Annotated in this window: 25 protein-coding genes and 1 pseudogene; 10 read left to right on the top strand and 16 right to left on the bottom strand. The window is 65.5% G+C overall.

Annotated elements, in window-relative coordinates; genetic code table 11:
• Positions 1-5: 5 nt before the first annotated feature.
• The 5 genes from ACRAQ3_RS12075 to xylA are packed head-to-tail and all read left to right on the top strand — an operon-like array spanning position 6 to position 5,768.
• Positions 6-1,652 (top strand): glycoside hydrolase family 43 protein, encoded by a 1,647-nt coding sequence (locus tag ACRAQ3_RS12075; protein ID WP_432254787.1) that lies wholly within the window; start codon positions 6-8, stop codon positions 1,650-1,652.
• Positions 1,653-1,679: 27 nt separating this feature from the next.
• Positions 1,680-2,687 carry an ABC transporter ATP-binding protein gene (locus tag ACRAQ3_RS12070; protein ID WP_432254786.1) on the top strand — a complete coding sequence of 336 codons (1,008 nt, stop codon included), beginning with the start codon at positions 1,680-1,682 and terminating at the stop codon, positions 2,685-2,687.
• Positions 2,684-3,799 carry a Gfo/Idh/MocA family protein gene (locus tag ACRAQ3_RS12065; RefSeq protein ID WP_432254785.1) on the top strand — a complete coding sequence of 372 codons (1,116 nt, stop codon included), beginning with the start codon at positions 2,684-2,686 and terminating at the stop codon, positions 3,797-3,799. The genes ACRAQ3_RS12070 and ACRAQ3_RS12065 overlap by 4 nt, the downstream gene beginning before the upstream one ends.
• The gene (locus ACRAQ3_RS12060) at positions 3,796-4,452 is read left to right on the top strand and encodes a ThuA domain-containing protein (RefSeq protein WP_432254784.1); all 657 of its coding nucleotides are present in this window, start codon (positions 3,796-3,798) and stop codon (positions 4,450-4,452) included. The genes ACRAQ3_RS12065 and ACRAQ3_RS12060 overlap by 4 nt, the downstream gene beginning before the upstream one ends.
• Positions 4,453-4,466: 14 nt before the next feature.
• Positions 4,467-5,768: a xylose isomerase gene (xylA, locus tag ACRAQ3_RS12055; RefSeq protein ID WP_432254783.1), complete on the top strand. Its 1,302-nt coding sequence runs from the start codon at positions 4,467-4,469 to the stop codon at positions 5,766-5,768.
• A 38-nt stretch (positions 5,769-5,806) separates the two neighbouring features.
• Here xylA and ACRAQ3_RS12050 read toward each other — a convergent pair whose 3' ends face one another.
• From ACRAQ3_RS12050 to ACRAQ3_RS11990, 13 genes are all read right to left on the bottom strand, one after another.
• The gene (locus tag ACRAQ3_RS12050) at positions 5,807-6,754 is read right to left on the bottom strand and encodes an ABC transporter substrate-binding protein (RefSeq protein ID WP_432254782.1); all 948 of its coding nucleotides are present in this window, start codon (positions 6,752-6,754) and stop codon (positions 5,807-5,809) included.
• A 40-nt stretch (positions 6,755-6,794) separates the two neighbouring features.
• On the bottom strand, positions 6,795-7,796 hold the full coding sequence (locus ACRAQ3_RS12045; protein WP_432254781.1) for an ABC transporter permease: 1,002 nt from the start codon (positions 7,794-7,796) through the stop codon (positions 6,795-6,797).
• A gap of 1 nt (position 7,797) precedes the next feature.
• Complete coding sequence (locus ACRAQ3_RS12040; protein WP_432254780.1) at positions 7,798-9,312, bottom strand: sugar ABC transporter ATP-binding protein; 1,515 nt, start codon at positions 9,310-9,312, stop codon at positions 7,798-7,800.
• A complete protein-coding gene (locus ACRAQ3_RS12035) occupies positions 9,309-10,454 on the bottom strand; it encodes a Gfo/Idh/MocA family protein (RefSeq protein WP_432254779.1) in 1,146 nt (381 codons plus the stop codon). The genes ACRAQ3_RS12040 and ACRAQ3_RS12035 overlap by 4 nt, the downstream gene beginning before the upstream one ends.
• The gene (locus ACRAQ3_RS12030; protein ID WP_432254778.1) at positions 10,451-11,509 is read right to left on the bottom strand and encodes a sugar phosphate isomerase/epimerase family protein; all 1,059 of its coding nucleotides are present in this window, start codon (positions 11,507-11,509) and stop codon (positions 10,451-10,453) included. Before ACRAQ3_RS12030 ends, ACRAQ3_RS12035 begins: the two co-directional genes overlap by 4 nt.
• Before the next feature lie 196 nt (positions 11,510-11,705).
• Positions 11,706-12,527: a TolB family protein gene (locus tag ACRAQ3_RS12025; RefSeq protein WP_432254777.1), complete on the bottom strand. Its 822-nt coding sequence runs from the start codon at positions 12,525-12,527 to the stop codon at positions 11,706-11,708.
• Between the two features lie 21 nt (positions 12,528-12,548).
• On the bottom strand, positions 12,549-13,745 hold the full coding sequence (locus ACRAQ3_RS12020; RefSeq protein WP_432254776.1) for a mandelate racemase/muconate lactonizing enzyme family protein: 1,197 nt from the start codon (positions 13,743-13,745) through the stop codon (positions 12,549-12,551).
• Positions 13,745-14,500, bottom strand: a complete 756-nt coding sequence (locus ACRAQ3_RS12015) for a sugar phosphate isomerase/epimerase family protein (protein WP_432254775.1) — start codon at positions 14,498-14,500, stop codon at positions 13,745-13,747. The genes ACRAQ3_RS12020 and ACRAQ3_RS12015 overlap by 1 nt, the downstream gene beginning before the upstream one ends.
• Positions 14,501-14,517: 17 nt before the next feature.
• On the bottom strand, positions 14,518-14,997 hold the full coding sequence (locus ACRAQ3_RS12010; RefSeq protein WP_432254774.1) for a VOC family protein: 480 nt from the start codon (positions 14,995-14,997) through the stop codon (positions 14,518-14,520).
• A gap of 78 nt (positions 14,998-15,075) precedes the next feature.
• Complete coding sequence (locus tag ACRAQ3_RS12005; protein WP_432254773.1) at positions 15,076-16,320, bottom strand: ABC transporter substrate-binding protein; 1,245 nt, start codon at positions 16,318-16,320, stop codon at positions 15,076-15,078.
• A 25-nt stretch (positions 16,321-16,345) separates the two neighbouring features.
• On the bottom strand, positions 16,346-17,446 hold the full coding sequence (locus ACRAQ3_RS12000) for an ABC transporter ATP-binding protein (RefSeq protein ID WP_432254772.1): 1,101 nt from the start codon (positions 17,444-17,446) through the stop codon (positions 16,346-16,348).
• Positions 17,447-17,459: 13 nt separating this feature from the next.
• Entirely contained in the window at positions 17,460-18,389 is a 930-nt protein-coding gene (locus tag ACRAQ3_RS11995; protein ID WP_432254771.1) for a carbohydrate ABC transporter permease, read from the bottom strand.
• On the bottom strand, positions 18,386-19,285 hold the full coding sequence (locus ACRAQ3_RS11990; RefSeq protein WP_432254770.1) for a carbohydrate ABC transporter permease: 900 nt from the start codon (positions 19,283-19,285) through the stop codon (positions 18,386-18,388). The genes ACRAQ3_RS11995 and ACRAQ3_RS11990 overlap by 4 nt, the downstream gene beginning before the upstream one ends.
• A 186-nt stretch (positions 19,286-19,471) precedes the next feature.
• Between ACRAQ3_RS11990 and ACRAQ3_RS11985 the strand changes: the two genes are divergently transcribed.
• The 4 genes from ACRAQ3_RS11985 (at position 19,472) to ACRAQ3_RS11970 (ending at position 23,509) form a co-directional block, all read left to right on the top strand.
• Positions 19,472-20,305: an aldo/keto reductase gene (locus ACRAQ3_RS11985; RefSeq protein ID WP_432254769.1), complete on the top strand. Its 834-nt coding sequence runs from the start codon at positions 19,472-19,474 to the stop codon at positions 20,303-20,305.
• Between the two features lie 76 nt (positions 20,306-20,381).
• On the top strand, positions 20,382-21,455 hold the full coding sequence (locus tag ACRAQ3_RS11980) for a LacI family DNA-binding transcriptional regulator (RefSeq protein WP_432254768.1): 1,074 nt from the start codon (positions 20,382-20,384) through the stop codon (positions 21,453-21,455).
• Positions 21,452-22,273 (top strand): aldo/keto reductase, encoded by an 822-nt coding sequence (locus ACRAQ3_RS11975; protein ID WP_432254767.1) that lies wholly within the window; start codon positions 21,452-21,454, stop codon positions 22,271-22,273. The genes ACRAQ3_RS11980 and ACRAQ3_RS11975 overlap by 4 nt, the downstream gene beginning before the upstream one ends.
• Before the next feature lie 105 nt (positions 22,274-22,378).
• Positions 22,379-23,509 carry a Gfo/Idh/MocA family protein gene (locus tag ACRAQ3_RS11970; RefSeq protein ID WP_432254766.1) on the top strand — a complete coding sequence of 377 codons (1,131 nt, stop codon included), beginning with the start codon at positions 22,379-22,381 and terminating at the stop codon, positions 23,507-23,509.
• 607 nt (positions 23,510-24,116) lie between these two features.
• Here the strand turns inward: ACRAQ3_RS11970 and ACRAQ3_RS11965 are convergent.
• On the bottom strand, positions 24,117-24,443 hold the full coding sequence (locus tag ACRAQ3_RS11965) for a hypothetical protein (RefSeq protein WP_432256311.1): 327 nt from the start codon (positions 24,441-24,443) through the stop codon (positions 24,117-24,119).
• On the opposite strand from ACRAQ3_RS11965, the gene ACRAQ3_RS11960 reads away from it, so the two are divergent.
• Positions 24,427-24,639: a hypothetical protein gene (locus tag ACRAQ3_RS11960; protein ID WP_099278410.1), complete on the top strand. Its 213-nt coding sequence runs from the start codon at positions 24,427-24,429 to the stop codon at positions 24,637-24,639. The two genes, ACRAQ3_RS11965 and ACRAQ3_RS11960, sit on opposite strands and share 17 nt — an antisense overlap.
• 234 nt (positions 24,640-24,873) lie before the next feature.
• Here the strand turns inward: ACRAQ3_RS11960 and ACRAQ3_RS11955 are convergent.
• Together ACRAQ3_RS11955 and ACRAQ3_RS11950 are read right to left on the bottom strand one after the other, a co-directional pair.
• Positions 24,874-25,215, bottom strand: a pseudogene (locus ACRAQ3_RS11955) (relaxase/mobilization nuclease domain-containing protein); the annotation flags it as partial.
• A 37-nt stretch (positions 25,216-25,252) separates the two neighbouring features.
• On the bottom strand, positions 25,253-25,708 hold the full coding sequence (locus tag ACRAQ3_RS11950) for a hypothetical protein (RefSeq protein WP_432254765.1): 456 nt from the start codon (positions 25,706-25,708) through the stop codon (positions 25,253-25,255).
• Between the last annotated feature and the right edge of the window lie 102 nt (positions 25,709-25,810).

Below are 25,810 nucleotides of genomic sequence, written 5' to 3'. Positions count from 1 at the left end.
CCACATTGAACGAGATCCAAAATCCGATCCTGCCCGGCTTCAACCCTGATCCCTCGATCGTGCGGGCGGGCGAAGACTACTACATCGCCACATCGACCTTCGAATGGTATCCCGGCGTGCAGATCCACCATTCGCGCGATCTCGCGAACTGGCGGCTCGCGACCCGGCCGCTGACCCGCGCGATACAACTCGACATGCGCGGCGACCCGGATTCGGGTGGCATATGGGCACCCTGCCTGACCCATGCCGATGGGTTGTTCTGGTTGATCTACACCGATGTGAAGCGCCGCGACGGCGCGTGGAAGGACAGCCACAACTACTTTGTCACCGCGCCGGCGATCGAGGGCCCCTGGTCCGATCCGGTCTATCTCAATTCCTCTGGCTTCGATCCGTCGCTGTTCCACGACGAGGATGGGCGCAAATGGCTCGTCAACATGATCTGGGACCACCGCCAGCAGGGCGGCGACAAGTTCGGCGGCATCGTCTGCCAGGAATACTCGGTGGCCGAGAGGCGTCTGGTGGGCGAGGTGCGCAACATCTATCGCGGCACCGACCACAAGCTGACCGAGGGGCCGCATCTCTACCGCCGCGACGGGTATTACTGGCTGCTCACCGCCGAAGGCGGCACCGGCTACGAGCATGCGGTCACCGTGGCGCGCTCGCGCGATCTCTTCGGTCCCTACGAGACTGATCCTGCAAAGCACCTTCTGACCTCCAAGGACGCGCCCGAAGCCTATCTCCAGCGCGCGGGTCATGCCGACATCGTCGAGACGCAGACCGGCGAGCATTACCTCGTCCACCTGTGTTCGCGTCCGCTCGACGCGACGCGCGGGGATGCGCCGGGCCGGGTGGTGGGCATTCACGAGGAAGACGCGCGACGCTCGCCCCTGGGGCGGGAGACGGCGATCCAGAAGCTCGTCTGGGAACCGGGTGAATTTCCGCGCCTGGCACATGGCGGCTGCGTGCCCGCGCCGACTGCGCCCGCCCCGGATCTGCCTGCACATCCCTCTGCGGCCGAGACGGGCCACACCGAGTTCATGCCCGGCGCGCTGCCGCCCGAGTTCCAGTGGCTGCGCACGCCCGATAGCGCGCGGCTTTTCTCGCTCGACGCGCGTCCCGGCGCGCTACGGCTCTTTGGCCGCGAGGCGCCGGGTTCGCATTTCGAGCATGCGCTGGTCGCACGTCGTCAGACCGACATCGCCTATGCCGCCGAGACGGAGATCAACTACGCCCCCGAGACCTACCAGCAGTTCGCCGGTCTGATCGCGTGGTACAACGGCTTCAAGTTCCACTACCTCGCGGTGACGGCGGGCGACGCGGGGCAGCGCCAGCTCACGGTGCTGAGCTGCCCCGCCGATTGGCCGATGCTGCGCATCGAGCAGCCGCTCGCCACCCCGATCGACCTGCCCGCGACGGGCGTGATCCGGCTCGGTTGCGATGTCGACGGCATGACCTTGCGCTTCCGCTACGCGGTCGAGGAAGGCGACTGGACCGATCTCGGTATTACCCTGGATCAATCCGCGATTTCCGACGAGGCGGGCAACGGACCGGGCAACAACTTCACCGGCGCCTTCATTGGCATGGCCGCACACGACACGTCGGGGCGTGGCGGCTACGCCGACTTCCTGCATTTCCACTATGAGCCTCGCTGATGGCGGGCCGGACAAGGAGGGCCGATCATGGCTGACGTGCAACTGGCGGGCATCACCAAGAGCTTTGGCGCGCATACGGTAATCCCGGGACTGGATCTCAAGGTGCCCGATGGTTCCTTCACGGTGCTGGTCGGCCCTTCGGGCTGCGGCAAGTCCACGCTCCTGCGGATGATCGCCGGGCTGGAAAGCCCGACCGAAGGCGAGATCCGTATCGGCGGCACCGACGTGACGGATGCAGAGCCCTCGGATCGGGGCATCTCGATGGTGTTCCAGTCCTATGCGCTCTACCCGCACATGACAGTGGCGCAGAACATCGATTTCGGCCTGCGGCTGGCCAAGGTGCCCGCCGCCGAGCGGGCCGCCCGCGTGGAGGAGGCCGCGCGCATCCTCTCGCTCGAAGCTTATCTCGACCGCAAGCCGGGGCAGCTCTCGGGCGGACAGCGCCAGCGCGTCGCCATCGGTCGCTCGATCGTGCGCCACCCGGAAGTGTTTCTCTTCGACGAGCCGCTGTCGAATCTCGACGCGGCGCTGCGCACGCAGATGCGGGTCGAGCTGGCGCAGCTGCACCAATCGATCAGCGCGACGATGATCTACGTCACGCATGATCAAGTTGAGGCGATGACGCTGGCCGACCAGATCGTGGTCATGAACGCCGGGCGGATCGAACAGGTCGGTGCGCCGATGGAGCTCTATGACCGGCCGGCGTCGGAGTTCGTGGCGGGCTTCATCGGCTCGCCCAGGATGAACCTGCTGCCGGGGCGCGCCGTCGCGCGCGACGACGTGAAGACCGCCGGCATCCGGCCCGAGCATCTGCACATCGGAACCGAGGGGCAATGGCGCGCCGTGGCCAAGGTCGTCGAGACGCTGGGCGCCGACACCATCGCCTACATGGAGGCCGAGGATCTGGGCGAGATCACGGTGCGGCTGCCGGGGCATATGCGCCTCAAGGCGGGCGAGCGGCTGGGGCTGACCCCGGAGACCGCGAACCTGCATCTTTTCGGACATGACGGACATCGCATGGAGCACGTGGCATGAGCGGTTTGGGAGTGGGCGTCGTCGGCTGCGGCGTCATCAGCGACATCTATCTGAAGAACGCGGCGCTGTTTCCGCAGTTCGAGATCCGCGCCGTCGCGGATCTGCGCGCCGAGGCGGCACGGGCCAAGGCGGAGGAGTACGGCACCGAAGCGCTGTCGGTCGAGGCGCTTCTGGCGCGCGATGACATCGACATCGTGCTTAACCTCACTATACCCGCCGCCCATGCCGAGATCGGCCACCGGGCGCTCGAGGCGGGCAAGCATGTCTATTCCGAAAAGCCGCTCGCGGGGAGCTTCCAGGAGGCGAAGGCGCTCAACGAGGCGGCGCGCGCGGCGGGGCTGCGGCTGGGCTGCGCGCCCGACACCTTCCTTGGGGGCGCGCATCAGACCGCACGGGCGCTGGTCGATGCGGGGCGCATCGGCCGCGCCGTCGCGGGCACCGCGACCCTGATGTTGCCCGGTCACGAGGCCTGGCACCCGAACCCGGATTTCTACTACAGCCAGCCCGGCGGCGGGCCGATGATGGACATGGGGCCCTACTACATCACCGCGATGCTGAACCTGCTGGGCCCGGTGTCGCGCGTCACCGCCCTTGGCGGGCGCTCGCGCGACAGCCGCGAGATCGCCACCGGCCCGCGCGCGGGCGCGCATGTGCCCGTCGAGGTCGATACCCATCTGGCGGGGGTGATGGAGTTCACTCAAGGCGCGCTGGTGCAGATCGCCACGAGCTTCGACGTGCGCGCGCACCAACATAGGCCGCTCGAGCTTTACGGAACCGATGGGTCGATGACGATCCCCGATCCCAACCGCTTCGACGGCACGGTCGAGCTGTTCGAGAACGGGGAATGGCATGGCCAGCCCATGCGGCACGGCCATGGCGACGGCAATTACCGCGGGCTGGGTCTCGCGCAGATGGCGGATGCCATCGGGTCTGACGGTGCCCATTGCGTCAGCGGTGATCTGGCGTTGCACGCGCTGGAGGTGATGGAGGCCATGCACCGCGCGGCCCAGGAGGGCAGGGCGATCGAGATGACCACGCGCTGCGAGCGGCCCGCACCGCTGGCCGCCGGTCTTGGCACCGGCGAAATCGCATTGCAGGAGGAGGCGGCATGAGCGCCAAGGCACTGATCTTTCACGGCGGCTGGGAGGGGCACGAGCCCGAGGCCTGCGCCGCCATCGTCGAGGAAATGCTCGCGGATGAGGGTTTCGACGTTCGTTCCGAGGCGGGCGTAGCGGTGCTGGGCGAGGCCGATCTGGCGAGCTTCGACCTGATCGTGCCGCTTTGCACGCAGATCAGCATCGAGAAGGCACCGCTTGAGCGGCTCTGCGCGGCGATCGAGGCGGGCACTGGCCTGGCGGGCTTTCACGGCGGCATGGGCGACACCTTCCGCGACGCGCCCGCCTACCAATTTATGGTGGGTGGCCAATGGGTTGCCCATCCCGGCGACATCATCGACTACCACGTCGAGATCACGGAGCCACAGCATCCGTTGATGGAGGGGATCGGCGATTTCGAGTACCATTCGGAGCAGTACTTCATGCATGTCGATCCCGGCAATGAGGTGCTGGCGACGACCACCTTCGACGGCAGCCACGCGTCTTGGATTTCGGGCACTGTGATGCCGGTGGTCTGGACCCGCCACCATGGGCGCGGCCGGGTGTTCTATTCCGCCTTGGGCCATCAGGCATCCGAGTTCGCGATCCCTCAGATGCGCGAGATCCTCCGCCGCGGACTGGTCTGGGCCAGCCGCCCGACTGACAAGTGAAAGACGAGACCACCATGACCGATTTTTTCAAGGGCATTCCGGCAATCCGCCACGAGGGACCCGACAGTGACAACGACTTCGCGTTCCGCCACTACGATCCGGACGAGGTCGTGATGGGCAAGCCGATGCGCGACCACCTGCGTTTTTCGGTCGCCTACTGGCACAGCTTCGCCTGGGAGGGGGGTGACCCCTTCGGCGGCCAGACCTTCGATCGGCCCTGGTTCGGCGAGGGGATGGAAAAGGCCAAGCTCAAGGCCGACGTGGCCTTCGAGATGTTCGAGATCCTCGGCGCGCCCTATTTCTGCTTCCACGACGTCGATGCGCGGCCCGAGGGCGCGAGCTTCGCAGAGAACACCCGCAACCTGCGCGAGATCACCGACTACTTCCAAGGCAAGATGGAGGCGACGGGAACGAAGCTCCTGTGGGGCACGGCGAACCTGTTCTCGCATCGCCGCTACATGTCGGGGGCGGCCACCAACCCCGACCCGGACGTTTATGCCTTCGCCGCCGCAACGGTGAAGTCCTGCATCGACGCGACGCATCAGCTCGGCGGCGAGAACTATGTGCTCTGGGGCGGGCGCGAGGGCTACGAGACGCTGCTCAACACCGACATGGGGCGCGAGCGGCAGCAGGCGGGCCGGTTCCTGACACAAGCCGTCGAATACGCCCGCAAGATCGGCTTCGATGGCACCATCCTGATCGAGCCCAAGCCGCAGGAGCCGACCAAGCACCAATACGACTACGACGTCGCGACGGTCTATGGCTTCCTCAAGGACTTCGGGCTGGAGAGTGAGGTGAAGGTCAACATCGAGCAGGGCCACGCGATCCTCGCCGGCCACAGCTTCGAGCACGAGCTGGCGCTGGCGCGTGAGCTGGGGATCTTCGGCTCGATCGATATGAACCGCAACGATTACCAGTCGGGCTGGGACACCGACCAGTTCCCGAACAACGTGCCCGAGATGGCGCTGGCCTATTACGAGGTTCTGCGCGCCGGCGGCTTCACCACCGGCGGCACCAATTTCGACGCCAAGCTGCGGCGCCAGTCGCTCGACGCCGAAGACCTGATCCTCGCCCATGTCGGCGGCATGGACGCCTGCGCGGCGGGCTTCAAGGCGGCGGCAAAGATGCTCGAGGATGGCAAGCTCGAGGCCGCGCGCGAGGCACGGTATGCGGGCTGGGATACGCCGGAGGCCAAGGACATGCTCGCGGGCGGCTTCGAGGAAATCGCGGCCCGGGTCGAGAGCGAGGGGATCAACCCCGAGCCGCGTTCGGGCCGACAGGAGCGGCTCGAGAACCTCGTGAACCGCTACCTTTGACAGATGGCGGCGGCCCCCGCGGGGCCGCCGCCTCCCGATCAGAACGGGCTGTCGGGGAAGTAGTAGTCCTCGGCGTTTTCGGGCGTGACCAGCACGGAGCCGATGGTGAAGGTGCCCGAGACCGGCGCGTTCGAGACCTGTCCCACCACCGTCAGCTCGATCGCGGTGGCGATCATCGCGGGCGGGTAGGTGACGTTGGCGGGGATCATCGGGTCATTGTCGCGGGTGCGCGCGATCATCTCCTTCATGCCCGCGCCGCCTAGCACGAACTGCACGTCGTCGCGCCCGGCCGCCTCGATCGCGGCGAGCACGCCCACCGCCATGTCGTCGTCCGAGGCCCAGACAGCATCGATCTGGGGAAAGCGCGACAGGAAGTCCTGCATGACGGTGAAGCTGTCGTCACGGTTCCAGTTGCCGTGCTCCATGCCGAGGATCTCAATGTTCTTGCCCTCGATCGCCGCCTCGAAACCGGCGACGCGCATGTTGTCGATGGTGGTCGGGATGCCGCGCAGGGCGACGATCTTGCCGCCTTCGGGCATCCGCTCGGCCATGAACTCGCCCGAGACGCGGCCAAAGCCCGCGTTGTCGCCCGCGACGTAGAGATCCTCGATCCCCTCGACCGAGAGGCCGCGGTCCACCACCGTGACCCAGACGCCGCTGTCGGCCACGGCCTGCACCGGCCCGGTCAGCGGCTCGGATTCGAAGGGCAGCACCACCAGCGCGTCGATGCCGCGGGTGGCCACCATGTCCTCGATGTCCGAAACCTGCTCGGCCGGGTCCGAGGCGGTCGAGAGCACGAGGTCGACCTGCGGATAGACCTCCTCCAGCCGCTCGATCGTCTCTTGCGCATGAAAGTTCATGCCGCCCGCCCAGCCATGCGTCGCGGCGGGGATCGAGACGCCCACCGTGATATCCTGCGCCATGGCGGGGGCCGCCAGCGCCGTGAGCGTGCCCGCCGCTAGCGCAGCCCTGAATGTGATGCCCATGTCCCGTCTCTCCTCCACTGGAAAATACCGGCCCGCTCCCTCAGGCCGATCTGCCTTCGCGCTGCAAGATCACAGCGAGAATGATGATGACCCCTTGGATCGCGCCGTTGAGATAGGGCGAGACGAGGTCGGTCAGGTTCAGGATGTTCTCGATCAGTCCAAGGATCAGCACGCCCAGCACCGTGCCCCAGACCCGGCCGAAGCCGCCCTTGAGCACCGTGCCGCCGATGATCACCGCGGCGATCGCCTCCAATTCCCACAGCACGCCGGTCGAAGCCGAGGCCGAGCCGAGGCGCGGCACGTACATGATGGTGGCGACACCGACGAGCAGGCCCAGCATCGCATAGGTCATGAGCCGCACCCGCGCGACCTTCACGTTGGAATAATGCGCCACGTGCTCGTTGCTGCCCGTGGCGGCGCAATGGCGGCCAAAGACGCCGCGGCTCATCAGGATCTCGCCCGCGATCACAACGAGAGCGAAGACGATCATCGGCCAGGTCACGCCAAGAATGCCGTCGAAGTAGATCGGCCGGATGTAGGTGCGCAGCCCGAAGTCGAGCGAGAGCGTGCCGCCATCGGCCAGCCAGGTGACGAGGCTGCGGTAGATGCCCATGGTGCCCAGCGTCACGATGAAGGCCTCAATCCCCAGCGCCGTGACCATCAGCCCGTTCAGCAGCCCCGCCACGAGCCCTGCCAGCAGCGCCGCGCCGATGCCCAGGAGCACCACCGGCACGCCGGGCCCGAGGCTCGGCAGCGCCGCGTTCATCACCAGGATCATCAGCCCGGCGATAAAGGCCGCCATGGCGCCGACCGAAAGATCAAGCCCGCCGGCCGTGATGACGAAGGTCATGCCAACGGCGATGATGCCGATGAAGGCCGAGCGCGACAGCACGTTGGTCAGGTTCGCGGGGCTGAGAAAGTTGGGGTTCATCAGCGTGCCCAGCAGCACCAGGATCACCAGCGCGAGGATCGGCCCCAGCACGGTCATCGAGGGCAGGCGGTACCGCGTCCGCGGGCTCTTGTCGGCATCCAGCAGCGTCATCTCAGGCCTCCTCCCGCCGGGCTGCCCCGACCCCCATGGCGAGCCGCACGATCGCGTCCTCGCCGATTTCGCCGACCTCGAGCACCCCCGCGAGGCGGCCGCGCCTGAGCACCATCACCCTGTCGCACAGGCCGATCACCTCCTGCATCTCCGACGACACCACCACCACCGAATGCCCCCTCGCGGCCAGATCGCGCAGGAAGGCGTAGATCTGCTGCTTGGTGCCGATGTCGATGCCGCGCGTCGGCTCGTCCACCACGAGGATGCGCGGCTCGGACAGCATGGTCTTGGCCAGCAGCAGCTTCTGCTGGTTGCCGCCCGAGAGGTTTCCGGCCCGCATCCGGCGGTCGCCCGCGCGGATGTCGAAGGTCTCGATCGCGTGGTCGAGCGCGCGCTCCTCGGCGGCGGTATCGACGAAATGCCGTCCGAACCGCCACAGTGCCTGCAACGTCAGGTTCTCGCGCAGGCCCTTGTCGAGCAGCAGCCCGCGCAGCTTGCGGTCCTCGGTCAAATAGCACAGCCCGCGTGCCAGCGCGTCAGAGGGGCGGCGGATCGTGGCGGGCGCGCCCTCGATCTCGAGCGCATCCAACCGCGCCGGGCGCAGGCCGCACAGCCCCTCCATCGCCTCGGTGCGCCCCGCGCCGATCAGCCCGGCGATGCCGAGGATCTCGCCGCGCCCGAGATCCATGTCGAGCCCGTCGACATGGCCGGGCACCGTGAGGCCGCGCAGCCTGAGCACGCGCTCGGCGCGCGTACGCGCCGCGGGCTTGGGCGGGTAGAGACCGGAGACATCGCGCCCGACCATGCGGGCGGCCATCTCGTCCTCGGTGATCGCGGCGGCCGGGCCGGTATGGACCACCGCCCCGTCGCGCATGACGGTGACGCGGTCGGCCATCAGCCGCACCTCGTCGAGCTTGTGGGACGTGAACAGGATCGCGGTCCCGGCGGCGCGCAGCGCGCGGACCTGTTCGAATAGGATCTCCGCCTCGGCATTGGTGAGCACCGCCGTCGGCTCGTCCATGACGAGAACGCGCGCGCGCCGCGACAGCGCCTTGGCGATCTCGACCATCTGCTTGTCGGAGTTCGACAGCCGCGAGACCGGGGTCGACGGGTCCACGTCGCAATTGAGCCGATCGAGCAGCGCCCGCGTCTCGCGGCGCATGGCGGTGCGGTCGGCCAGCGGGCCGCGCCGGATCTCGCGGCCCAGGAACACGTTCTGCTCGACGGTGAGCTGCTCGGCGAGGTTGAACTCCTGATGGATCATGACGATCCCGGCCTCTTCGCCCTCGTGCAGGCCCGAAAAGCGCGTCTCCTGACCGTCGAGCCTGATCTGACCGGAGGAGGGGGGCTGGTAGCCCGCCATGATCTTCATGGTGGTGGACTTGCCTGCCCCGTTCTCTCCGATCAGCGCGTGGACCTCGCCCGGATACAGGTCGAGATCGACCCCATGCAACACTTCGACCGGTCCGAATCTGCGGCGGATCTCGCGCAGCGACAGGATCGGCGCGTGTGTCACAGCTTCGTCCAGGCCGCGTCACGTTGCGAGGAGGCGACGCAGGCGGCGATGAAGGCCATGCCCGCCATGCCGTCCTCGATCCCCGGCAGCAGCGCCCGCGCGGCCTCGCGGTCGCTGCCCTGTTGCACCGCGCGGATCGCGTCGGCGGCCTCGGCATAGAGCGTGGCAAAGGCTTCGAGATAGCCCTCGGGGTGACCCGCCGGGATGCGGCTCACGGCGTTAGCCGCCTCATGCGCGCCGCCTCCGCCGCGACGGATCAGGCGCTTGGCCTCGCCATGCGGGGTGAACCACAGGGCGTTCGGGTCTTCCTGTGCCCATTCGAGCCCGCCCTTGTCGCCGTAGACGCGCAGGCGCAGCGCGTTCTCGTTGCCCGGTGCCACTTGGCTCGACCACAGCATGCCGCGCGCGCCACCGCCAAACCGTAGCAGCACATGGGCGTTGTCGTCGAGGCTGCGGCCCGGGCCGAAGCTCTGCAGATCGGCGGCGAGGCTTTCGGCGGCGAGACCGGTGACGAAGCAGGCGAGGTTGTAGGCGTGGGTGCCGATGTCGCCCACCGAGCCGCCAGCGCCCGAGCGGGCGGGATCGGTGCGCCACTCGGCCTGCTTGTTGTCGCCCGTGCTCTCGACGGAGTCGGTCATCCAGTCCTGCGGGTATTCGACCTGCACCACGCGGATCGCACCGATCGCGCCCTCGGCCACCATGGTGCGGGCCTGCCGGACCATCGGGTAACCTGTGTAGTTGTGGGTGAGGATGAAAAGCGCCTTCGAGCCCGCCACGGCAGTGCGCATCGCCTCGGCCTGCTCGGCCGTGGCGGCGAGCGGCTTGTCGCAGATCACGTGGATGCTGCGCTCGAGAAAGGCCTCGGCTGCCTCGGCATGGACATGGTTGGGCGTGACGATCGAGACCGCCTCGATTCCGTCCTCGCGCGCGGCCTCGGCCTCGGCCATCGCCTCGAAGGAGGGGTAGCAGCGGTCGGGATCGACCCCGAGCGCCGCGCCGCTCTCGGCGGATCTTTTCGGGGTCGAAGAGAACGCGCCTGCGACCAGATCAAAGCGCCCGTCGATGCGGCTCGCGATGCGGTGGACCCCGCCGATGAAGGCGTCCTTGCCGCCGCCCACCATGCCCAGCCTGATCCGTGTCATCGGTCGATCCCCAGCATGTGGCGGTTGGCCGCCTCGTCGGTGCCGCCATCGGCGAAATCGTCGAAGGCCTGCGGCGTCACGCGGATGATATGGTCGCGCACGAAGGCCGCGCCCTCGCGCGCGCCGTCCTCGGGATGCTTAAGCGCGCATTCCCATTCGACCACGGCCCAGCCATCGAAATCATTGGCCGCCATCTTCGAGAAGATCGCGCCGAAATCGACCTGCCCGTCGCCCAAGCTGCGGAAGCGCCCAGCGCGGTTCACCCATGACTGGTAGCCGCCATAGACCCCCTGCCGTCCCGTCGGGTTCAGCTCGGCGTCCTTGACGTGGAACATGCGGATCCGCTCGGCATAGATGTCGATGTTGTCGAGGTAATCGAGGTGCTGCAGCACGTAATGCGAGGGATCGTAGAGCATGTTGCAGCGCGGATGGTTGCCGACTCGCTCGAGGAACATCTCGAAGCTCACCCCGTCGTGCAGATCCTCTCCGGGATGGATCTCGTAGCAGATATCCACCCCCATCTCCTCGGCGTGATCGAGGATCGGCCGCCAGCGCGCGGCCAGCTCGTCGAAGGCCGCCTCGACCAGCCCAGCGGGGCGTTGCGGCCAGGGATAGACATAGGGCCAGGCCAGCGCGCCCGAAAAGCTTGCCTGCGCGCCAATCCCGAGGTTGCGCGAGGCGGTCAGCGCCTTCTTCACCTGATCGACCGCCCATGCCTGCCGGGCCTTGGGGTTGCCGCGCACCTGCGGTACGGCAAATCCCTCGAAGGCCGCGTCATAGGCGGGATGCACCGCGACGAGCTGCCCCTGCAGATGCGTCGACAGCTCCGTCACGGCGATGCCGTTCTCGGCCGCGCGGCCCTTGAACTCGTCGCAGTAGTCGCGGCTCTCGGCGGCGCGGTCGAGGTCGATCAGCCGTGCGTCCCAGCTCGGCACCTGCACGCCCTCATAGCCGCAATCGGCGGCCCAGGCGGTGATGCTCTCCCAGGAATTGAACGGCGCCTCGTCGCTCGCGAACTGCGCCAGAAACAGCGCAGGCCCCTTGATCGTTTTCATATGGCTCTCCCTTCCCCCGATGAAGCGGGCCGCCGGTCTCGGCCTTCGCGAAAGCCAAAGCACCGAATGCCGCCGCGCCCTCAGGGGGCTCTCTAACTTCACGTTATGAAGTGATATGACTTACGTCAATCATTTGTCGGATCATGCGTGAGCCGGCTGATCACGGAGAACTTTTCCGTCTCGGCCGGGGCTCGTCTCAGGATTGGTAGCGGACGAAGGCGAAGCGCTTGCTGTCGGGCGCCCAGCAGGGGACGTTGATCGTCCCCTGACCCCCGAAGAGATCGAGCAGCTTGCGGCTCAGCCCGCCCTGCGCCGGCATGAGCCGCAGCGCGACGTGCCGCTCGGCGGGATGCCCTTCGGTTCCGGGCGCATAGGCGAGATAGAGGACATGGCGTCCGTCGGGCGAGGGATGGGGGAACCAGTTCACCGTCTCCTCGTCAGTCATCCGCTCCAACGACCCGCCATCCGGCCGGACCCGCCAGAGCTGCACGGCGCCGTCGCGCTCGCCGTTGAACCAGATCCACTCTCCGTCCGGCGTGTAATCCGGGCCGTCGCAATGGTCGAAACCGGCGGTGACGGCCGTCTCCGCGCCGTCTTCGACCGAGCAGGTGTGGATCTGGTAGCCCGATCCGCGCTGCGCGGTATAGGCCAGCGTGGAGCCGTCAGGCGACCAGCCATGCCAGTATGAGGGGGTGCGCGCGGTGATGCGGCGCGGCGTGCCGCCCTCAATGGGCAGAAGGTAGATCGCGCTGTCGCCCGTCTCGGTCTGATCGCTGATCGCGAGAAGGGTGCCGTCGGGCGAAATGCCGTGGTCGTTGTTGATGCGTTCGGCAAAGCCGGTGTCGATGCGCGCAAGCTCCGGCGCATCGAGCGCCACCCGGAACAGCGCGCCGCCGCCGTTGACGATCAGCGCCGTGCCGTCAGGGGTCCAGTTCGGGGCCTCGATGTGGCGGTCGGGCACGAGAACCGTCCGATCCTCGCAGGTGTCGATGTCAAAGATCGCGATTTCGCTTTGCATGGCATGTTCCTTCCTTGGGCTTCAGTCAAAGAAGCCGTCGTCCTTTGGTGAGAGATGGCGGATCGCCTTTTCGGGAATCAGATCCACGCCAAGGCCGGGTCGGTTTCCGACCTCGACATGGCCGTCCACGACGATCCGCTCGGGCAGTCCGTCGACGATGTCGTACCACCAGTCCGGATCGCCGATCGGGTATTCGAACGCGATAAAATTGCCTGGAAGCGTCGCGCAGACCTGGACGAGGGCGGCGAGGCCCAGAAGCCCGTTGGCGGTGCCGTGCGGCGCGATCAGGAGCCCGTGCAGATCGGCATGCTCGGCGATCCACTTCAGCTCGGCCAGACCGCCCACGTCGCCCGGATCAGGGCCGATCACGTTGACCGCCTTGCTTTCGATCAGCGGGCGGAAGTTCTGGCGCAGGTAGATCTGCTCGCCGGTGTGGATCGGCGTCGTGGTCCGGGTCGTGACCTCTCGGTAGTGATCGGCGTCGACGCTCGGGGAATAGTCGCCCGTGAGCAGATCCTCGAGCCACAGCAGGTTCATCGGCTCCACCGCGCGGGCAAACCGGATTGCGTCCGGCACGGTCCAGCCCGGCCCGCAATCGAGCGCAAGCCCGACCTCGTCGCCAAGCGCCTCCTTCATCGCGACCACGCAGTCGACCATGTGGGTGAGCCCGCGCTCGGTCAGCAGGCCGCGATCATGGGTGCCATGACGGGGCAGGGGCATGGGGTCGCCGTAATAGAATCCCGGCTGGTCGCGGTGCATGGCGCTGTGAAAGCCGATCGGCTGCTTGACGATGGTGAACCCCTCGCCGCAGGCTCTCATCGCTCGGCAATCCGCGGCGTAATCTTCGGGCGTGAAACGGGTCAGCGGCGTGCGGCGCGCGCCGTTGTAGACCCGGACCCGGTCGCGCAGCTTGCCGCCCAGCAGCTTGTGGACCGGCAGGCCCGCGGCCTTGCCGGCGATGTCCCACAAGGCGATCTCCACCGTGCTCACCGTCGCGCCCCAGGGCTTGAAGCCGCCCCGATGCCGGATCCGGCTCATGCAGCGGGCCACGTCGGTCGGATCCTCGCCTAGCAACATCTCCCGCAGCGCGAGGATGTTGGGGACGAGAAAGGGCTTCCATGTCTCGGCTTGGGCAAAGCCGTCGATCCCGGCGTCGGTGACGATCCGGACCACCGGGCTTTGCCCCAGCAGGACACAGCGGAGATCTGTGATGCGCATCAGAGGCCGAGGCCCCGCAGCGTGTCGATGGAGCGTTGTGCAAAGCGCTCCCAATCCGCCGGCGCGTCGTGCTCGGTGACGATATGATGCGCGGCCGTCTTGCGAAACAGCGGCGCCAGTGCAGCCCAATCGATGGTGCCATCCCCGGTCGCGGCCCAGCCACCTTCGACGGTGTCGCCGGGGCGGCGCAGATCCTTGGGCTGGATCGCCACGATCCGCTCCGCATACCGAACCAGCTCCTCGGCGGGATCGGCACCGGCGCGTGCGATCCAGCCGCAGTCGATCTCGAAGCCCACTGCCTCGCTCTGGCCCAAGATATGCTCGATCGGGCGCGAGCCGTCGGGCAAGGGGCGGTATTCAAAATCGTGGTTGTGCCAGGCCACTCGCAACCCATGGCGCGCGGCATGCTCGGCGCCGGCGGCCAGCGTCTCGCCGATCCCCATCCAGAACCCGGCGCTGTCCTTGCGCTCGGCCTCCGGAACGAAGGGCGGGATCAGGTAGGTCGCGCCTAGGATCTGCGCGATTTCCACGTAGCGGCCGGGTTCATCGCGCAGTCCCGAAAGCGGCATGTGAAAGCCAAAGCAGGCAAGCCCCGCCGCATCGAGCATGCGGCGCAGGCCCTCGGGGTCGTTCTCATAGGCCGGAAGCCAAGGCTCGACCGCGTCGTAGCCCATGGCCTTGAGCTTGGGCAGCTGCGGCGGGAGCGGCCAAGACTCGCGGCTGGAATAGAGCTGGAAGGAGATCGGATAGGTCATGCGGGTGTCGCGGGGTCTCAGCCCTGCGCCTCCTTGTCGCTGTCAAACTCCAACAGTTCGAGCATCACGCCCATTTGGGGAACGGTGTCGTAATAAGCGTAGCGGCCATGCCCGCCGTCGAACTCGCCGCGTTGCAGCAGCCGGTGGCCCTTGTCTTCGAGATAGGCGTGCCGATTGGTCAGGTTGCGCGTGCGAAAGGCGATGTGATGGCAACCGGGGCCCTTTTCCTCGAGCAGGTCGCGCCACGCGCTCTTCTCGGGGCCGGGCTGCAGGAATTCGACATCGATGTTACCGAACTCGAACATGCGGATGGTGCATCCGACGCGCGCGGGCTTGCCGTCATAGACCGCTTGCGCCTCGTCGGGATCGGCGGCGCGGCCTTCCGGGGGAAGCGGTTTGCCGGTCAGGTCAGAGAACCAGCGCGCGGATTTTTCGGCGTCTTCGGTAACGAAGCAGATCTGCATGACCTCGTCACGCTCGAGCAAGCGGTTGTCCATGGGAGGACTCCTTTGGAATGTCGGGGTGGGTTTTGGGTGGGGGCAGCCATGGGGTGCCGCCCCCGGGGAGGGACGTGATCAGTAGAGGATCACGTCAAAGCTGTCTCTGAGTTCGGTAATCGCCTCTTCGGTGGTCATCGACGGGTCGGACCAGAAGTTGAACGCGGTTTCCCAGATGGCGCTCTGCCAGTCGGCATCGGTCATGGAATGCGGATTCTGGACCTGGGCCGCGGGATCTTCGAGCATCTCAAGCGTCTTGATCGAGCAGATGTCGAGCCTGTCGGTCGGCACGTCGGTGCGGATCGGCGTCGCGCCCTTCTCATAGGCGAACTCCGCATTGATCGCGGGGTCGACCGCCATGAGCGCGAACTCGATCTCCGCGGCGTCCTTGGCCTCACTCTGGCCGCCGAGCACGCCCCAGCCGTCGACCGTCACCGGCAGCGCCTCGGCGCCGGGGATCTTGATGCAGCCGAAATCCTCGCCCGCGACCTTGCCTGCCGCGCGCCATTCGCCCTTCATCCAGTCACCATGGATCTGCATGAGCGCATCGCCATTGATCACCATGTTGGTAGTCATGTTCCAGTCGCGGTTGGACGAGCCGTTGTCGGCGGCCTGCTGGAACTTGCGCAGCCAATCGAAAGTGGCGGCGAAGGCGGGGTCGTCGAGCGCGGCAAGCTCCGGCTCGGGCCCATAGATGCGGTTGAACAGATCCGCGCCGCCCAGGCTCGCCACCAGCGAATGGGTCAGATAGCCCACCTGCCAAGCCTGCGCCCCAAGGGCCAGCGGCACGACACCCGCCGCCTCGATCTTGGGAAAATCGGCATACATCTCGTCGAGCGTGGACCAGCCGTTCGGGTCGATGCCGATCCGTTCGGCCACTTCAGTGTTGTAGAACAGCATGCCGTCGATATGCAGCCCGAGCGGGAAAGAACGGATCTCGCCATCCACAGTAATTGATCGGCGCACGGCTTCAGGCAAGTGCGGCATTACCCCCGCCACCTCGAACTCGGCGCTGAGCGAGCGCCCGAGTCCCATTTCGGAAAGGTCGCGGTACACGGCCGGGTTCTTCTCCGAGAAGATATTCGGCGGTTGGCCCCCGGTGACGAGGTTGAGCAGGCTCACGTTGGAGCCGGTGTCGTGCGGGATTGTGATGTCGATCCACTCGATGCCGCGCTCAGTGGCCGCGTCTTGCAGAACGCGCAGAGCGCGCACTTCGGCGGGCGACGACCATTTCTGGAAGATCACCAGTTCCTCCGCGCGGGCCGCGGGGGCGAGGGCCGTCATCAGGCCGAGCCCGGCCACGCTTGCTTTCAACAGGTTCATTCTCAGTTCCTCCCTTGATTGTCGTTCAAATCCGTCGCCCGGTCCGGGCGTCGAAGACGTTGAGCTTGCCGCGCGGGTAGCTGAGCCGGGCACGAGCGCCGGAGCGCAGCCCCGCGGCCTGGTCGGGCTCGGCGCGCGCGGCGATGGCGTGCCCCTCGAAGTCGAGCGTCACGACCGTGTCGGAGCCGGTTCGCTCGATCCCGCACACCGGCAGGTCGAGCGTGCAGGCGGCGTGCGGCAGAGGCGCGTCGGGTGCGCTGAAGTGCTCGGGCCGCAGCCCGAGGATGATCTCCATCCCGTCCTGGGGCGCCCGGTCGAAGGCATAGCCCAACAGGTCGACACGGGTGCCGCCCGTGAACACCGCCGTCGGCATGCCTTCTCCCATGCGCAGCACGGCGGGCAGCAGGTTCATCTGCGGGGCCCCGATGAAGCCCGCGACGAACAGCGTTTCGGGCCTCTCGTAGACCTCGTCCGGGGTGCCGAACTGCTGGATCTCGCCGCCGTTCATCACGGCGATCTTCGTCGCCATGGTCATCGCCTCGATCTGGTCGTGCGTGACATAGACGACCGTCGGGTTGAGCCGGTCGTGCAGCTTCTTGATCTCCATGCGCATCTCGGTGCGCAGCTTGGCGTCGAGGTTCGACAGCGGCTCGTCGAAGAGTAGCACGTCGGCGTGTTTGACCAAGGCCCGGCCGATGGCGACGCGCTGGCGCTGGCCGCCCGAAAGCTGGGCCGGGCGGCGGTCCATCAGCGCATCGAGCTGCAAAAGCTCGCTGACCCAGCGGATCCGGTTCTCGACCTCATCGCGCGGCAGCTTCGTGGCCGCGAGGCCGAACTTCAGGTTTCCGCGCACGGTCTTGGTCGGGTAGAGCGCATAGGACTGGAAGACCATGGCAAGGCCGCGATCCTTGGGGTCGAGATCGGTGACGTCGCGCTCCCCGATCATGATCCGCCCGGAGGTGACCTCTCCGAGACCGGCCATCAGGTTCAGCAGCGTGGACTTGCCGCAGCCCGAGGGTCCGAGAAGGACGAGGAAGTCTCCGTCCTCGATCTTTAGGTTGAGCCCTTCGAGGACCGTGACCTCGCCATAGCTCTTGACGATCTGTTCGAACGATACATTGGGCATCAGGTCGTTCCTCCTATCCCTTGATGGCGCCGGCGGCGATGCCCTGAACGAAGAACTTGCCCAGGATGAAGTAGATGACGAGCGGCGGGATCGCCGTGAGCAGCGCCGCGGCCATGTTGACGTTGTACGAAACGGTGCCGGTCGACACGGTGACCATGTTGGCGAGGTTCACTGTCATCGGCTGCGAGTTGAGACCACCGAAGGTGACGCCGACGAGGTAGTCGTTCCAGATGTGGGTGATCTGCATGATCAGCACGACGATCAGGATGTTGCCCGACATCGGCAGGATGATCTCCACGAAGATCCGCCAGAAGCTGCCCGAGTCGATCACCGCGGCGTGGATCAGCTCGCGCGGCATGTCCTTGTAGAAATTGCGGAAAATCAGGGTCAGGATCGGCAGGGTCAGGATGGTGTGGATCAGTGCCACGGCCCATAGCGTGCCAAAGATGCCCATCTTCACGGTCAGGACGATCAGCGGATACATGATGATCTGAAACGGCACAAAGGCGGCCATGAACAGCGCGAAGAGAAAGCCGTTCGCCCATTTCACGTCCCACATGGCGAGCGCGTAACCGGTCACCGCCGAGATCGAGATGGAGGCGATCAGCGAAGGCATCAGGATTCGGATCGAGTTCCAGAAGCCGACCTTCAGACCCTCGCAGGTGATGCCGGAGCAGGCCTCGTTCCAGGCGAAATTCCAAGCCTCCAGCGTCCAGATTGCGGGCAGGGCGAAGATCGCACCCTCGCGGATCTGCTCCATGGATTTGAACGAGGTGACGATCAGCACGTAGAGCGGGACGCAGAAGAAGGCGGCGGCCATGGTAAGGAAGGCGAGGATGGTGATCGTGCTGCCTTTGAGCCGCCTGCGGCTTCTGGGCCGCGGGATCGTGGTGGAGGGCTTGCCGATCGCGGCGGCGGGGCGGCTGGCGGTGAGATCAGTCATTGGGCGGCTCCCTTGCGAGCGCGGCGCTGCTGCCAGGCGGTGACCAGGACGAGCGGCAGGAAGACCATCAGGGTCAGCACCAGCATCATCGTGGCAGCAGCCGAGGCATAGCCGAGATTTCCCCTGTTCGTCATGGCGTTGATCGTGAAGTAGGCCGGCACCCAGGTCGATTGCCCCGGCCCCCCGTTGGTCATGGCGACGACGATGTCATAGGCCTTGATCACGCCGAGGGAGAGCAGGATGGCGCAGGTCAGGAAGGTGAACTTCATCATCGGGATGATGACCTCGACATAGACCCGCCAGAGCGGCACACCGTCGAGACGCGCGGCGTTCCAGATCTCGTCGGAGATGCCTTTGAGTCCAGCCAGCATCAGCGCCATGTAGAAGCCCGAGCTCTGCCAGATCGAAGCGATGATGATCGCGTACATCGCGGTGTCGCCGTTCGAGAGCCAGTCGAAGTCGACCCAGGTCAGGCCGATCGCGTGCAGCGCACCTTGAAGGCCGAGCTGCGGGTTGAAGATCCAGCGCCAGGCGACGCCGGTCACGATCAGCGAGACCGCGAGGGGATAGAGAAAGACGGTGCGAAAGAGATCCTCGCCGCGCCGCTCGCGCTCGATCATCGCGGCGAGAAGAAAGCCGAAGCCAATGGCGATGGCGCTGCCGAGCGCCAGGATAAAGAGGTTCGACAGCGAGATGGTCCATGCCGCGTCACCGAAGAGGCGGCGGTACTGGCGAAACGGATCGCTCCAGTCGATCGCATAATCCGGCAATCGCCGGCTGCGGGTGAGCGATACGTAGACCGTCCACAGGATCGATCCCGCGAAGGCGACGAGTGTTAGCGTTGCCGCAGGGGCGAGCGCCAGCTGCGGCGTGGCCCGGCTCCATCGGATTGTCATCATGTCCTCCCTCGCCGTGACGGCGGGCCTCCTCTGCCCGGGCGTCGCGCCGATGTGTCCTGACAGGCTCGCTTGCCAGTCGATGTATTAACGTTAATATTAGGTGATGCCGTCTGTCAATGCCGTTGCGGCAGCGGCGTGTTACAAGCGCGGGTTTTCCGGACGAGCCATGGCAGAGAGGCGCATATGAAGAAGGACAAGGCTATGACAGGATTGGATATTCCAATGATCGGTTTCGGGACTTACGGCCGGACGGGCCGAGATGGGATCGAGCTGATCCGCATGGCATTGGAGATGGGATACCGTCATCTCGACACGGCCCAGACTTATGGCACCGAGACCGAAACGGGGGCGGCGCTGCGCGAATCAGGGGTGGCGCGAGACTCAGTTTTCCTGACGACGAAGATCGCGGCGGAGCATCTTGCGCCGGGTCGGCTGGTCTCTTCGCTGGCGCAAAGCTGTGCGCGGATGGGCATGGACCGCGTGGATCTGGCGCTGATCCATTGGCCCGCGCCGAATGACGAGCGACCCTTGTCGGACTACCTGCCACAGCTCGTGGAGGCCCGTGAGGCGGGGCTGACTAGGCACATCGGCGTGTCGAACTTTCCCATCGCCTATCTTGAGCAAGCGGAAGAGATCATCGGGCCGGACCAGATCCTGACAAACCAGATCGAGTGCAATGTAATGTTTCAAAACAGGAATCTAGTTGAATTCTGCCGCTCTTGTGGGATCTTGGTCACCTGTTACCAGCCGATTGCTCATGGGGCCGTGACAGGTGCGGCCGACCTCAAGAGCATCGCGCAGGAAGTTGGGGCGACCGAGGCGCAGGTGGCTCTGGCTTGGGCGCTAGGCAAGGGATATGCCGTGATACCGACCTCATCGAAGCCCTCTCGGATCGCTGAGAACTTCCTAGCGAAAAATCTTCGGCTAAGTGCAGAGCAGATCTCCCGCCTCGACGCGATGCCGCAAAAGCCGCGCTCGATCGACCCCGACTGGGGGCCCGAGTGGGATCCGGTCTGACCTTTGGCCAAGCTCCGCATTGCCAGCAGCTTTCGACGTCTATATTATCGTTAACTCATATCTTGGGAGCAGCTGGATGGCTCAGAACGGGGCACGCCTCAAAGACATCGCGGAAGCTTCGGGCTTTTCGGTCAACACCGTATCTCTGGCCTTGCGTGGCAGCTCGAGGATCTCAGAAGATACGCAAAAACGCGTTCGCGAGATCGCCGAACGGTTGAACTACGTCCCCAATATAGTGGCGCAATCGCTGGTGAGCCAACAGACCCGCTCCGTCGGTCTCGTCCTGACAGATCTGAGCAACCCGATCCTGACCTCCGTGGCGCAGTCGATCGAGACCGAGCTCAGCTCGCGCAACTACGCGACGCTTTTCGCCACGTCGAACAACCGCCTCGACGAGGAACAGCGTGTCATCGACTTCCTGCGCCGCAGGCGGGTCGATGGTCTGCTGGTCTTTCCCTGCCAACATCACCGGCTCGATCACCTGCGTGCCTTGCGCGATAAGGGCATGCCGCTGGTGCTTCTGGTGGGTGATCCCGAGGCGCGTCTCGACGTGGTGGCGATGAACGAGCAGGCCGGTGCGCTCAAGGCGACGCGCTATCTTCTGGCCGCGGGACATCGCCGCGTGGGGTTCATCGATGGCGGTGCCGGCTTGGGCAACCGCGAAAAGCTCGCAGGATATGAGCAGGCGCTTGCCGAGCGCGGCCTGACCTTGGATCCCAGGCTGGTGGTCGACAGCCGTGGCCATTCCGCTAAGGCCGGCTATTGGGGTGCGCAGGCGATGATCGAAAGCGGCGCCGCCCCGAGCGCCATATTCGCGACGACGGATTCCATGGCGCTCGGCGCGATGCGTTATTGCGCTCAAAAGGGCATCCGAGTGCCCGAGGACATCGCGATCGTCGGCTTCGACAACATCGAGTTCGCCGAATACGCCCGGACCCCGATCACCTCCGTCGCCTTCGACGTCGACAGGATCTCGCGGCTCGCTGTGGACCGGCTAATCGAGCTGTCGGGGGCCGAGGACAGCCTGCCGGCGCCACGCGCTACACTCGTCGATCCCGAATTGATCCTGCGCGAAAGCTCCGAAGCGATCGTGCCGGGCACATGGCCGCACACGCCCATACCCGCCATTCACACCAAGGATACCCCATGACGAGCATCCCCCACATCGGCCCCATTCCACAGATCGGCTTTGGCACCTGGAATCGTCATGGAGACGAGGCCCGAAAGGGCGTCCTCTGCGCGCTCGAGACTGGCTACCGACACATCGACACGGCCGAGGGGTACGACAATGAGGAATTCGTAGGCCAAGCGATCGCCGAGAGCGGCGTTGCGCGCGACGATATCTTCCTGACCACCAAGGTTGCCCCGGAAAGCTTCGGACCTGGCTGTATTCGTCCTGCCGTGGAGCGCTCGCTCGAAAAGCTGCGGGTCGATCAGGTCGATCTCCTGCTGCTGCACTACCCTTCGATCAACGACGGATACGCCATCGAGGATTACATCGGGCAGTTCGCCGAGGTCTACGACACTAAGCTGACACGGCATATCGGCGTTTCAAACTTCACGGTCCGTCATATCGACCGCGCCCGCGCACTTCTTGGCGATCGGGCAATCACGACCAATCAGGTCGAGCTGCATCCCTATTTGCGAAATGCGCCGATCGTGGAGCATTGCCGCACCCTCGGGATTCCCCTGACAGCCTATTCCCCCCTCGCGCGCGGTGCCGTCGCCGATGATGAGGTGTTGCAGCGCATTGCAGAGGAAAAGCGCGCGACTCCGGCACAGATCGCCTTGGCCTTCCTGTTGGCCGAGAGACACGTGGTCATTCCGTCCTCCGCCTCGCCCGAGCGCATCGCATCGAACTTTGCTGCCAAGGACATTCAGCTGTCAGCGGCGGACCTCGATGCGATCCGGGCGCTGGACGAGAACCGCCGGCTTGTCGACGGTCCGTGGTGCCCAACCTGGGACTGACCGCGCTCTTCGCCGCGCGACGTCAGAAATTCAATCGGTAGACAGGTTTAGGGCCGAGGTTCCGGTGCGGACCACGTCTTGCAAAGTGCAGTGAGGACTAGCCCCATGACCAACCCGCTTCGCATCGGCCTGATCGGCTGCGGCAACATCTCCACCTCGTATCTCGCGCGCGCCAAGAACTTCGGCGCCGTCAGCTTCCGCGCCGTGGCCGACATCAACCCCGCGACCGCGCAGGCGCGCGGCGAGGAATTCGGCGTCGAGGCGATGAGCGTCGACGCGCTGCTCGCGCACCCGGAGGTCGACCTCGTCCTCAACCTCACCATCCCGGCCGCGCATTTCGAGATTTCTTCCCGCGCGCTCGAGGCGGGCAAGCACGTCTATTCAGAAAAGCCCTACGTCCTGACCGTGGAGGAAGGGCAGGCGCTGGCGAAGCTCGCCGCCGAGAAAGGCCTGCGCATCGGCTCGGCTCCCGACACGGTGCTGGGCGCCTCGCACCAGCTGGCGCGCAAGTTGATCGACGATGGCGCGGTGGGGCGGGTCACCTCGGGCACCTGCGCGGTGATGAGCCCCGGCATGGAGAGCTGGCATCCGAACCCCGACTTCTTCTTCCTGAAGGGCGGCGGTCCAATCCTCGACCTCGGCCCCTACTACATCGCCAACCTGGTGCAGCTCATCGGCCCGGTCGCTCGCGTCTCGGCGCTCACCTCGACGCCCTCGAAAACCCGCACCATCGGCAACGGGCCGCGGCTGGGTGAAACCGTGCCGGTCGAAACGCCGACCACGATCCACGCGCTATTGGAGTTCCACTCCGGCGCGGTGGTGACCCTGATGGCAAGCTGGGACGTCTGGCAGTCGGACATCGCGCCGATGGCGCTTTACGGCAGCGAAGGCACGATCCACATCCCCGACCCGAACTTCTTCGACGGTGAGGTGCGGATCACCAAGCGCGACGAGGCCGCCGAGTTGCCCGCCTGGGACCACCCGCTGGGGCCGCCTAACCGCGAGATCCCCGAGGGCATGGTCGCCGACTACCGCAGCGCTGGTCTGGCGGACATGGCGCAGGCCATCGTCGAAAGGCGGCCGCATCGTTGCAACGACGCCTACGCGCTGCACGTGGTCGAGGTGATGACTGCGATCCTGCAGGCGGGCGAGGAGCGGCGCTCAGTCGAGATCGAAACCGACTGCGAGCGGCCCGCGCCCCTCGGCATTAATGCGGCTCATGCTTTAATCGGATGAGGTTCGGCGCACGAGCGGCTGCAGGCAAGAAAGCTTTTACAAGCGTCTGCATACGTCGTTCGAGTTTAGTGACGTGTGCTGCTGCCGGTCCCGTGGGCAGCAAGTTAAGGTAACATCGCGCGGGCCTCGAACTCCATCGGGCTGATATGGCCCAGCTTTAAGTGGCGGCGCCTCATCAGGGCATCGCCGTGGCGCTCGAAGGTGTGTAAGAAATGAAGCTCGATGGCCGCGACTGAGTTCGGTCATTTACGCGATTTGCCCGTAGGACGGTTCAAGAGACGCGGCGCATAAGTGCCTCGTTAGCGTCATGCGGGCTGATACTAGATTTATGTCGGGAAATCGATGTCGGGATCGGGAGGTTCCGCTTACGGAAAAGCGTTCCCGATCGGTGCTCCATCTTGCTGTTCGACTGTCTCTAGGCCCCCTTCAATACGAGGCGCGTCGAGCCGCTTTCCAAGTAGGCGCCTTTCAAGTTTGACGACGCCATCCTGTCCGGGCAGCTGAATTACAGCGAATATTCTTCCGTCGGGCTGATGCTCGACCCGTACCAGCTGACCTTTCATCGTCCGGATGACTGGAGCGAGTTGTCGAAGTCGTTCGGCTAAGGTCAGATGCTGATCTTGGCTCCCAAGAGTTTGGCCACTTCCCGCATGGCCTGTGCCACTTGGTGGAGCTCTTCTTTCTGCGCTTCCATGCTGGCCTTCAGTTCGTCGCGGTCTGTCCGGATCACCCGCAACTCTTCCTGTACGTCCCGCAGGACCGTATGGACGCGAATCAGCATCCCGTGTCCACTCGGGTCGGTTTCCGTCTCCAGCAGATCGAGCAGCGGCATCAGTTCGTCGAGCTTGCCATCTATCGTGGTCATCTTCTGCAGCATGAGGCTGTCGTGCTTCAGCGGTTCGATCGGGGAGGGCGGGATGTCGTTCTTCGACATGGGAGAGCCTTTTCTCTGGAGGAAGGGATGCGTCGTATTGGGCCAGCTGCCGCATGGCGTCGCGCAGGTCGAGCAGGCTGCTCAAAAGACGGAAACGCTTTACCAACCGATACCGCCGCTCGAGCTGTCGGGGATAGTAGGCCTCTCCGAGCAAGCCGAGCCGACCCTCGAAGCCATGGCCATCGACCTCGAATGACATTACCTGATGGTAATTGGAGCTCAGCTTGGCATCGTAGCCCGCCTCCGACAGACCGGCAATCAATGCTTGGTGGGAGTCAGGCACCAGTCGGCGGAATAGGTCCGACAGGACGGCAACGAGCCGCGCTGCCGCGGGCCCCCGTTGGCGTCGCTTCGGGACGTGCGGCACGAGCCGGGGCGGTGCTGCGGGGTCAAACTCTGGCAAGAGCGGCTGCCCGAAGGCTTCGCGCAGCTTGCGATCGTTCGCATTCGACTGTGCGTACGTCAGGTTAAGGTTGATCGGTCGACCGAGAAACGTGACCTGCGCGACGGCGACATGGAAGTGGTCGCAGGTCCGGTCGGTATGGCGAACGGCTGCCCACGGGATGGCATGCGGGTCGATCCCACGATGCGACAGCTCGGTTGCGATCATTCGCAATGCGACGCTGTCAGCCGCACGTGTCCCCTCGGGCAGCGAGAGGGTGATGTGCAGGAACGGTCGATCGCCTCCTAACCGGACGAGGCGCTCGGTCAAGTCATCGCGGCCGCGCCAGTAGAGTGATCCACCTAGAGGCTTGGTTCCCGATTTGTACATATAGCCTGTCAGTTGCCGGGCATCCTCCACCTCCCTGTTATGTGCTCGCATCGGATTGCCTCACATGGTCGATGACCGCCTGCATGGTGACGTCGAGCCGATGGGCGAGGTCGATTGTCTTGCGGCGGGAGAGGGGGCGATCATCGGGGCGGTGGTGCAAATCGCTGGCGAGCGCGAGAATGCGCCCGAGAAGCACTTCGAGGTCATCGTGCCGAGGCATGCTCATCGCCGCCTCGCAGTTCACGAGGTAGGTCGAGAGACTTGAACCGGCCGCTGTCGCGCGCTCGGTCATGGCCCGATGACGCCTCGCCGATACTCGAACCTTGATCGTTTCTTCTTTCTTCCCACTGTCCGGACCGACGTCCGGTAGGATCGGCAGGACGCCCGGCGGCACCCAAGTATTGTCGCGATCCTCGAACACGATGGACGAGATTACGTCCTGCTTGGTGTCATCTGACCCTGTCGTAACGTTCGCACTTGTTTCGTCAGCCATGGCTCACCTCCTGCCCTCCACCGTCGATCGCCCACTGGGCTCATCGATATAGTCTGCATCATAGAGGTCGCCCTCTGCGTGCAGGAGAGGGTATCGGCCATG

Origin of the sequence: Limimaricola sp. AA108-03 (genome assembly GCF_050847355.1) — a bacterium.
GTDB lineage: Bacteria > Pseudomonadota > Alphaproteobacteria > Rhodobacterales > Rhodobacteraceae > Limimaricola.
The sequence above is the reverse complement of the archived record's forward strand: the minus strand, read 5'-3'. Positions and strand labels throughout refer to the sequence as shown.